The sequence below is a fragment of the Burkholderia sp. WTPI3 genome (assembly GCF_021483755.1).
Lineage (GTDB): Bacteria > Pseudomonadota > Gammaproteobacteria > Burkholderiales > Burkholderiaceae > Burkholderia.
On the sequence record NZ_JAGIXF010000049.1, the window covers coordinates 46,301 to 55,443 of the forward strand.

General features: G+C 66.3%; 8 protein-coding genes. 5 read left to right on the forward strand and 3 right to left on the reverse strand.

What is annotated here, in order from left to right:
* The first annotated feature begins 253 nt into the window (after positions 1 to 253).
* The 5 genes from J7024_RS24035 to J7024_RS24055 all read left to right on the forward strand — a co-directional run bounded on the left by J7024_RS24035 (position 254) and on the right by J7024_RS24055 (position 4,378).
* Positions 254 to 481, forward strand: coding sequence for a hypothetical protein (locus J7024_RS24035; RefSeq protein WP_124828097.1), 228 nt, complete (start codon positions 254 to 256; stop codon positions 479 to 481).
* Between the two features lie 244 nt (positions 482 to 725).
* Positions 726 to 2,081, forward strand: coding sequence for a glutathione-disulfide reductase (gor, locus tag J7024_RS24040; protein WP_175761491.1), 1,356 nt, complete (start codon positions 726 to 728; stop codon positions 2,079 to 2,081).
* Positions 2,082 to 2,523: 442 nt separating this feature from the next.
* A complete protein-coding gene (locus J7024_RS24045) occupies positions 2,524 to 3,195 on the forward strand; it encodes a CsgG/HfaB family protein (RefSeq protein WP_185731205.1) in 672 nt (223 codons plus the stop codon).
* Between the two features lie 81 nt (positions 3,196 to 3,276).
* Positions 3,277 to 3,705 carry a DUF4810 domain-containing protein gene (locus tag J7024_RS24050; protein ID WP_124828094.1) on the forward strand — a complete coding sequence of 143 codons (429 nt, stop codon included), beginning with the start codon at positions 3,277 to 3,279 and terminating at the stop codon, positions 3,703 to 3,705.
* Between the two features lie 10 nt (positions 3,706 to 3,715).
* On the forward strand, positions 3,716 to 4,378 hold the full coding sequence (locus J7024_RS24055; RefSeq protein WP_124828093.1) for a DUF799 domain-containing protein: 663 nt from the start codon (positions 3,716 to 3,718) through the stop codon (positions 4,376 to 4,378).
* A gap of 131 nt (positions 4,379 to 4,509) precedes the next feature.
* Here J7024_RS24055 and J7024_RS24060 read toward each other — a convergent pair whose 3' ends face one another.
* The 3 genes from J7024_RS24060 to J7024_RS24070 all read right to left on the reverse strand — a co-directional run bounded on the left by J7024_RS24060 (position 4,510) and on the right by J7024_RS24070 (position 9,041).
* On the reverse strand, positions 4,510 to 5,811 hold the full coding sequence (locus tag J7024_RS24060) for an NAD(P)/FAD-dependent oxidoreductase (protein ID WP_175761490.1): 1,302 nt from the start codon (positions 5,809 to 5,811) through the stop codon (positions 4,510 to 4,512).
* 223 nt (positions 5,812 to 6,034) lie between these two features.
* Complete coding sequence (locus J7024_RS24065; protein WP_234745542.1) at positions 6,035 to 7,354, reverse strand: NAD(P)/FAD-dependent oxidoreductase; 1,320 nt, start codon at positions 7,352 to 7,354, stop codon at positions 6,035 to 6,037.
* 112 nt (positions 7,355 to 7,466) lie between these two features.
* Positions 7,467 to 9,041, reverse strand: coding sequence for a DUF3138 family protein (locus tag J7024_RS24070; protein ID WP_234745543.1), 1,575 nt, complete (start codon positions 9,039 to 9,041; stop codon positions 7,467 to 7,469).
* Positions 9,042 to 9,143: the final 102 nt, after the last annotated feature.

Consider the following 9,143-nt stretch of genomic DNA (forward strand, 5'->3'; position numbering starts at 1 on the left):
CATCGGAAAAGGCCGGCCCGTAAGGCATCCGTCGGCATTCCGGAACATACTTTGACAGTGCGCGCGAAGTGTTTCCGCTACGCTGCGTACATGGTCCGCCGCGTGCCGCAACGCACGCACGGGCGTCGTTCCGGAGCGCGCGTCGCGTGCGGCCGGCCTGGTGCGTAACTTGTGTATCCGGTGATGACAAACACGGTCTGCCGGTTTTTTTCGTGGGACGATGCGCTCACGATTTTCTTGAAAGGGGATGACGATGGGTATCCTGAACACCGTGGGTGAAATCGCAGGCGCAGTGGCGGCCGTCGAAGGCGCGGAAAAGCTGGATCCGGATGCGGGCCTGCTGACCAAGGCGGCGGCAGCGGTTGCCGGCTTCAAGGGTGCCGAAGCACTCGAAGGCCTGGTCGAAAAGAAGGAAGAGCAGCCTGAACAGGCCGCGGACGATACGCAGGCGACGGACGGCAGCGATACGTCGCAGGCATGAGCATGGCGGCGGGATCCGCCGCGGGTGCGCCTCTCGCGCGCCCGGGCGGACCGGTGCTGCGCGGCCGGCAGGCCGGGCATGTGGTCGATCGGTGACGCATGGCACACCCGGCAGCTGGTTTGACCGGCGAGAGGCGACGTCTCTCGCCGTTTTTTATGGAACGCGCGCCGTGCCGCGCCACGTTCCGCACGAATTCCGGAATCTTGCTATCGTGCCCTCATCCGAACTGCGATGAGGGCTTGCGATGGATTTCGACTACGACCTGTTCGTCATCGGGGCCGGCTCCGGCGGCGTGAGGCTTGCCCGGATGTCGGCGTCATACGGCGCGCGCGTCGGCATAGCGGAAGAGGAGCAGATCGGGGGCACCTGCGTGCTGCGCGGCTGCATTCCGAAGAAGCTGCTCGTCTACGCATCGCATTATCCGCACGAGCTCGAGGACGCGAAGGGCTTCGGCTGGACCTTCGGCGCCGGCACGCTCGACTGGCCCGCGCTGATCGCCGCGAAGGATCGCGAGATCAACCGGCTCAGCGACATCTACATCAACCTGCTGCGGCAATCCGGGGTCGACATGCACGCGGGGCGCGCGACGCTCGTCGACGGGCATACGGTCGCCGTCGGCGATCGCACGATCCGCGCGCGCCATATCGCGATCGCGACCGGCTCGCGCCCGTCGCTGCCGCCGCGGCCCGGCATCGAGCACGTGATCACGTCGCGCGAGGCGCTGTCGCTGGCGAAGCTGCCCGCACGCATCGCGGTGGTCGGCGGCGGCTATATCGCGGTCGAGTTCGCGGGCATCTTCAACGGCTTCGGCAGCCATGTCGATCTCTTCTATCGCGGTGAAAAGATCCTGCGCGGCTTCGACGACGACGTGCGTCAATTTCTGACCGACGAGATGACGAAGCAGGGCGTCGCGATCCATGCGCGCGCGGTGGTCGAATCGATCGCACGCGCGGACGACGGCACACTTTCCGTGCACGTCGGCGATGCGCGGCACGGGCCGTACGACGCGGTGCTCTATGCGACCGGCCGGGTGCCGAACGTCGACGGGCTCGGGCTCGAACGCGCGGGCGTGCTGCTCGATGCGCGCGGCGCGATCGCGGTCGATGCGTATTCGGCGACGTCGGTCGCGTCGATCCATGCGATCGGCGACGTGACGTCGCGGCCGCAACTCACGCCGGTGGCGACGCGCGACGGCGCGCTGCTCGCGCGGACGCTGTTTGGCGGCTCGCGGGTCGCGGCCGATCACGACGATGTGCCGTCGGCCGTGTTCAGCCAGCCCGAGGTCGCGACGGTCGGTCTGACCGAGGCCGATGCGCGTCGCGTGCACGGCGAGCTCGACATCTACCGCACCTCGTTCAAGGCGCTGCGCCACACGCTGTCGGGCCGCGACGAGCGTACGCTGATGAAGCTCGTCGTCGCGCGCGACAGCCAGCGCGTGATCGGTGCGCACATGGTCGGCCGCGATGCGGGCGAGATCATCCAGGGCATCGCGATCGCGATTCGCGCAGGCGCGACGAAGGCGCAGTTCGACGACACGATCGGCATTCACCCGACCGCGGCCGAGGAGTTCGTGACGATGCGGCAGAAGGTGGCGGACTAGCGCGGCACGGCGCGCCGGCGCGTATGGCCGGCGCGTTTTCTTGCATATGATCGGTTTGCGCGTGGCGTATCACCGATGTGCGGATATTCGCAAAAATCGTCAATTCTTCTCAAGAAATCCCGTGTCGATAATCAGGCTTGGTATGATCGGCCAAAATCATATACGGGGCCGATCATGCGCGATCAACAGCGCAGTAATCACAATAATGGGGTAACCGACGCACGCGGGGCTGTCGCTTGCCGTGCCGCGCCTAAGCGTCTTGCCGCAACACGTCTGTTGCGCGCACTTTCCCTCCGAATACCGCTATCGCCATCCCGGCGATGAGCGCGCACATGCGCGCATTCGCGCCCAGCCGTTTCGATCGCTGCATCGACCGCCGGTTCGTCGGTGAGCCGGCACGCCCGTTTCGGGCATTTTTCACGCAAGGAGACCAGTAGTGAACATTCAGACACGACGCACCGTGCTCGTGGCGGCAGCGCTCGTCGCAGCGCTGTCCGGTTGCGCGACCGAGTCGTCGCGCACGCTCGACGTGCCGGCCGTGAGCAGTGCGCAGAAGCCATACGCGGGCAAGCCCGTCGCGATTGCGGTTGGCAAGTTCGACAATCGTTCGAGCTACATGCGCGGCATCTTCTCGGATGGCATCGACCGTCTCGGCGGGCAGGCGAAGACGATTCTCGTCACGCGTCTGCAGCAAAGCCGCCGCTTCAACGTGCTCGATCGCGAAAACCTCGACGAGATCAAGCAGGAAGCCGGCTTCATGAAGAAGGCGCAGGCCGTGAAGGGCGCGAACTACGTCGTGACAGGCGACGTGACCGAGTTCGGTCGCAAGGACGTCGGCGATCACCAACTGTTCGGCATTCTTGGTCGCGGCAAGACGCAGGTTGCGTACGCGAAGGTCAGCCTGAACATCGTCGATACGACGACGTCGGAGGTTGTCGCTTCGAGCCAGGGTGCGGGCGAGTTCAGCCTGTCGAATCGCGAGGTGATCGGATTCGGCGGCACTGCTGGCTACGACTCGACGCTCAACGGCAAGGTGCTGGACCTCGCGATCCAGGAGGCCGTGAACCATCTCGTCGACCAGGTCGATGCCGGTACGCTGAAGGCACCGCAGTAACCGTCGAGAGACATGCTACAGCGCGCGCCGGGCCGGCGCCGCGCTGGAACGATTTACCACGACATTAAAAGAGAATAGACCATGAAACGGGGTAACTGGCTGCCGGCGACGGCCGCCGCTTTGCTGCTCGCCGGCTGCGCGAGCTCCACGCCACCGCTTTACCAGTGGACCGGCTATCAGCCGCAGGTGTACGCATACTTCAAGGGGCAGAGCTCGCCGCAGGAACAGATCGACGCACTCGAAAAGGCGCTGCAGGAAATCCGTGCGAAGGGCCATACGCCGCCGCCGGGCTTCCATGCGCATCTGGGGATGCTGTACGCGAGCGTCGGAAACGAGCAGCAGGCCGAACAGGAACTGCAAGCCGAGAAGCAGCTGTTTCCGGAATCCGCAACTTACATGGATTTCCTGCTGAAGAAAAAGACCAGCGCACCGAAGACCGCGGATCAGAAGCCGGCTGCGCAGGCGATCGCTGGTCAGAAGGACCCCGCCCAGACCACCGCCAAACCGTGACGCGCCTGCCATGTTCAATACACTCTCATTCAAGCTGATGTCCGTGCTGTCGATCGTCGCGCTGCTGAGCGCGTGCGCGCAGCCGGTGAAACGACCCGACTACACGGCGTTCAAGAAGGCTCAGCCGCGCTCGATCCTGGTGCTGCCGCCGGTCAACGAGACGTCCGACGTCACTGCGACCTACGGGGTGTTGTCGCAGATGACGCTTCCGCTGGCCGAATCCGGCTACTACGTGGTGCCGGTTGCCGTGATGGACGAGACGTTCAAGCAGAACGGCCTGACCAACGCGGCCGAGATCCAGCAGACGTCGCCTGCCAAGCTGCGCGAGATTTTCGGTGCGGATGCCGCGTTGTACTCGAAGGTGTCGCAGTACGGCACCGTGTACCGAATCCTTGCAAGCGCAACGGTCGTGTCCGTATCGGCGAAGCTTGTCGATCTGCGTAGCGGCGACATGCTGTGGCAGGGCCAGGCGAGCGCGAGCAGCGACGAAGGCGGCAACAGCGGCGGTGGCCTGATCGGCATGCTCGTGACGGCAGCGGTCAAGCAGATCGCGAACACGCTGATGGATCAGAGCCACAATGTCGCCGCATTCACCAGTAGCCGGTTGCTGTCGGCTGGGCCGCCCAACGGGTTGCTGTACGGTCCGCATTCGCCGAAGTACGGAACGGACTGACGTATGTCGTGCGCGCCGTGCAGGGGGCCGTCATGGCCTGTCGCGCCGGTGTGACGCTGAAATCGTGAGATCTGGCCGAATGGTCGCGCATTCGCGCGGCCATTTCTTATTTTTGAATCAACTCGTCACGCTCAATGCACGCCGAACGCGTCGAGCAGCCGGTACCAGCTCATCGCGAGCACCAGCGCCGGCGTGCGCAGCGCCGCGCCGCCCGGAAAATCGCGATGCTGGATCCTGCCGAACAGGTCGAAGCGGCTTGCCTGCCCGTCGATCGCCTCTGCGATCAGCTTGCCCGCGAGTGCGGTCGTGTTGACGCCGTGCCCCGAGAATCCCTGCGCGAAATACATCGTCGGTGCGACGCGCCCGAAGTGCGGCGCGCGGTTCATCGTGATGTCGACGAAGCCGCCCCATGCGTAATCGACCTTCACGTCCGCGAGCTGCGGGAAGGTCTTCAGCATGTCCTGCCGCATCGCTTCGGCGAGATTGCGCGGCGGCAGCGTCGAATAGCTGACCTTGCCGCCCCACACGAGCCGCGTGTCGGGCGCAGGCCTGAAATAATCGAGCACGAAGCGGCTGTCGCAGACCGCCGCGCGCGCCGGCATCAGCGCGGCGGCGCGCGCTTCGCCGAGCGGCTCGGTCGCGATCACGTAGGTGCCGACCGGCATGATCTTCTTCGACAACGCGGGTGCGAGGGTGCCGACGTAGGTGTTGCACGCGAGCACGACGAAGCGTGCGCGCACGTGTCCTCGATCGGTCTCGACGACGTGGCCGCCCGCGACGTCGCGCACGCGTGTCACGCAGCTTTCCTCGTGGATGCGCACGCCGGCGTCGGCCGCCGCGCGGGCGAGGCCGAGCGTGTAGTTCAGCGGATGCAGGTGGCCGCTGTCGGGGTCGTACAGGCCGCCGCGATAGCGCGCCGACTGCACGTAGTCGCCGAGCGCGTCGGCTTCGACGAAATGGAACCGGTCGTAGCCGAAGCGCTTCGCGGCCTCGTCTCGCCAGCGCTTGAGCGAATCGGCGTCGCGCTCGGTGTTCGCGGCGGTCAGGTAGCCGGGCACGAGCGCGCAGTCGATGTCGTGCCGCGCGATGCGCGACTTCACCAGCGACAGCGTTTCGAGCCCCATGTCCCAGATCCGCTTCACGTCGCCTTCCGGCATGAAGTGACCGAAAGTGTCGATATCGCATGCGAAGCCGCCTATCAGCTGGCCGCCGTTGCGCCCGCTCGCGGCCCATCCGACCCGCGACGCTTCGAGCACGGTAACCGAATGGCCGCGCTCGGCGAGGTTGAGCGCGGCCGACAGGCCCGTGAGGCCCGCGCCGATCACGCACACGTCGGCATCGGTCGCGCCGGCGAGCGGTGCATGGCGGGTCGTATCGTTGACGGTCGCCGCGTAGTACGACGCGACGTGCGGCTGGTTGGCGAATGTCTGCATGGTGAGGGGAGCGGAGAAAGAGGGCTAGGGTCTGTCTACATATTGAACGCGCATGCGTTGCCAAGGGAACGGTCGCTCGCCGCGTTGCACTCCTTGCGAATACGTCAGTATTCGCGGCGTCGTGCGCCTCGCGAGCGGCCATTCTCGTGGCAACCCCGAATTAAAAAAATTCATGTCACGGGAATGCCCGAAATCGCATGTGCGTTCCATATGTAGACAGACCCTAGAACAGCTCGCGCACGCGGTGATACAGCATCCCTAGTTCAAGCGCGGGCTGTCGCCACGCGTCGCCGCCTGGAAAGCGCCGGTGGCGCAGCCGGGCGAACAGGTCGAATGCGTGGGTGTCGCCCGCGATCGCGGCGGCGACCGCGCGGCCGGCGATGCCGGTCAGCGCGACGCCGTGTCCGCTGAAGCCCTGGACGTAGAAGAAGTTGGCGTCGAGCGCGCCGAAGTCCGGCGCGCGATTGCGCGTGACGTCGACGAAGCCGCCCCATGCGTGGTCGACACGTACGTCGGCGAGTTGTGGAAACACGCCGACCATGCGCTGCCGGATCGTTTCGGCGAGCGTGTCGGGCGACGCGCCGGCGGAATTTGCGCGGCCGCCGAACAGCATCCGGTGATCGGCCGACAGCCGGAAGTAGTCGAGAAAGAAGTTGTTGTCGCACACCGCTTCGCGCTGTGCGATCAGCGCGTCGGCGCGTGCGCGGCCGAGCGGTTCGGTCGCGATGATGTACGACGCGATCGGCGCGATGCGCGCGGCGGTCGTGGCAGGCAGCACGCCGCCCGGACCCGCGTTGCAGCACGATACGACGAAGCGGCAGCGCACTTCGCCGGACGGCGTGCGCACGACGGGGCGCGTGCCGCGCACGATGTCGAGCGCGGGCGTGTGAGCGTAGAGCGCGATGCCTTCGCGGCGCGCGGCGTCGGCGAGGCCGAGGCAATACCTGAGCGGATGCAGGTGACCCGACAGCGGATCGTAGACACCCGCCAGATAGCGCGTCGACGCGATGCGCGCGCGGATCTCGGCGGTGTCGAGCCACGACAGCGACGGATGGCCCCAGCGCGACGTCGCCGCGTCCATCCAGGTGCGTAGATCGTCGATGCGGCGCGGCTTGGTCGCCACCGTCAGGTAGCCGCGCGTGAAGTCGCAGTCGATGCCGTAGCGCGCGATGCGCTCGGCGATCAGCGCGACGCCGTCGAGCGACAGCGCCCACGCGGCGCGCGCGCCGTTCGCGCCGAGCTGCCGTTCGATCACCTCGTCCTTCGCGAATCCCGTGATCGCCTGGCCGCCGTTGCGGCCCGATGCGCCCCAGCCGGGACGGTGCGCGTCGATCACGGCGACGGACAGCCCGCGCGAGCGGCACTCGAGCGCCGTCGACAGGCCCGCGAAGCCCGCGCCGATCACGCACACGTCGACGTCGATCGTATCGTCGAGCACCGGAGCGCCGGCTGCCGGCTCGTCGACCGGCGGGCGCGTGGCCGTTGCTTCGTAGTACGAGTCGCGCACGAGCGCATCGGCGCGGCGGGTGAAAGACTGCGTCATCAAAACGACTCCCTCGAAGACGGCCGGCGCCGGTGCGCGATGCACCGCCAACCGGCCGGATGAAACGGCGCGGGACGCCGTGCGTGCGGCACTGCGTCCCGCGCGGCCAGCATCAGAACGAATAGATGAACTGCGTCGCGAGCAGGTCGTTGGACTTGCTGTACGAACCGTCGTTGCGCAGGAACACCTTGTTGTTCGCCCAATCGTGCCGGTATTCGACCTTCACCGTGATCTGCTGGGTCGGATAGAACAGCAGGTCGAGCGCGACGTCCTGACGGATCGCGCCCTTGCAGTCGAAGCCCAGGCCGCCGTTCGCTTTCGACGTCGCGAGACAGTCCGCGTCGACGCCGAAGCCGTTGTACGGATCCATCCCGTTGCCGTTCAGTGCGATGCCGCCACCGCCGCCGCCGTTCTTGCTGTTGACCAGCGCATCGTAGCGCAGCGTCACGCCCATGCGGCCGACCACCGGTGCGTTGAACTTGCGATGCGCGAGCAGCGACAGGCCGTACCACTGCGCAAGCCCGCCGTTGTATGCCGCATGCTGCTGCTGGCCGTAGTCGAGCTCTGCGTTGTACTGAATGTCGGCGAGCGTATAGGTGGCGTCGGCTTCCGCGAAAAAGAACGTGCCGTATGCGTTCGGCGCCGCGCCGCCCGGGCCGTAGTGCACGTTGCCCTGGTCGTCGATCGCGCTCGACAGCGTCTGCCGGCCGATGTTGAACGACGCGCCGAGGTCGAGCGCGCTGGACCACGTGTAGTCGGCGCGCGCGGTGAAGGTCGGCACCTTGTTGCTGGTCGTGATCGGATCGCCGAGCGCGTTTGTGCCCGTCTGCGTGACCGAGCCGTACGTGCGGTACTGCTCGTTGCCGACGAAGAACTTCCACGCCCAGTTGCCCTTCGTGTAGTTCGCGCCCGCACCGACGTAGCTGCCCGGATCCGAGAAGTCGTACAGCAGGTTGTGCGTGAGCGTGAGCATCTGGTTCGACTGCTGCACCTCGTAGCCGCCGAAGCTCGGAATCAGGCCGGCGACGAGCGTCGTCTCGGCGGTGATCGGCACGTTGACGACCGCGGTGTTCAGCAGGTTGTCGGTGATCGAGCCGCGCGAGTTCTGCAGCAGCGTGATGCCGTTGCCGCGGTTCGGCATCAGCGTGATCTCGGCCGACGGCGCCATCGGGCCGACGCCGAAGGTCTTCTTGATGTCGAGGTAGAGGTCGCCGAACGTGCTGTTGAAATAGTTGTACGCGTTCTCGTGGTTCGCGAACAGGAACGACGACGTGCCGGCCGCGCGGTTGTAGATGTAGGTCGGGTCGATATAGCCCGTCACCGACAGGCCCGCGAGCGGCCCGGTGTTGGCCGCGTCCGTCAGCGAGTCGACCTTCAGCTGCTGGTTCGCGATTTGCTGCTTCATGTCGCTGACTTCGTCGTTGGTCAGCGTGGCCTGCGCCTTGCCATAGTCCGGCGAGGACGGATCGGCGGCCGTGACGGCCGGCTTCGCCGCGGCACTCGTGACGGCCTGCGCGAGCGCGGCGCCGCCCGGCTTCGCGGCGAGCTGCGCCTGCATCGCCTTCATCTGCTTCTGCAGCGCCGCAACCTGTGCCTGCAGCGCCTTGATCTCGGCGGATGTCGAGCCGGCCAGCGCGATGCCCGGCAACGCGCCGGCCACCAGCAGGCAGATCAGTTTCTTCTTCATTGCGGATTCTCCTTGTCGTGTGCCTGTCAATGTGCGGTTTCGGTGGCGCGCCGCATCGTGCGGCGCGCCGGTCTTGTTGTCGATGGATAGGAAAGAGGAGGG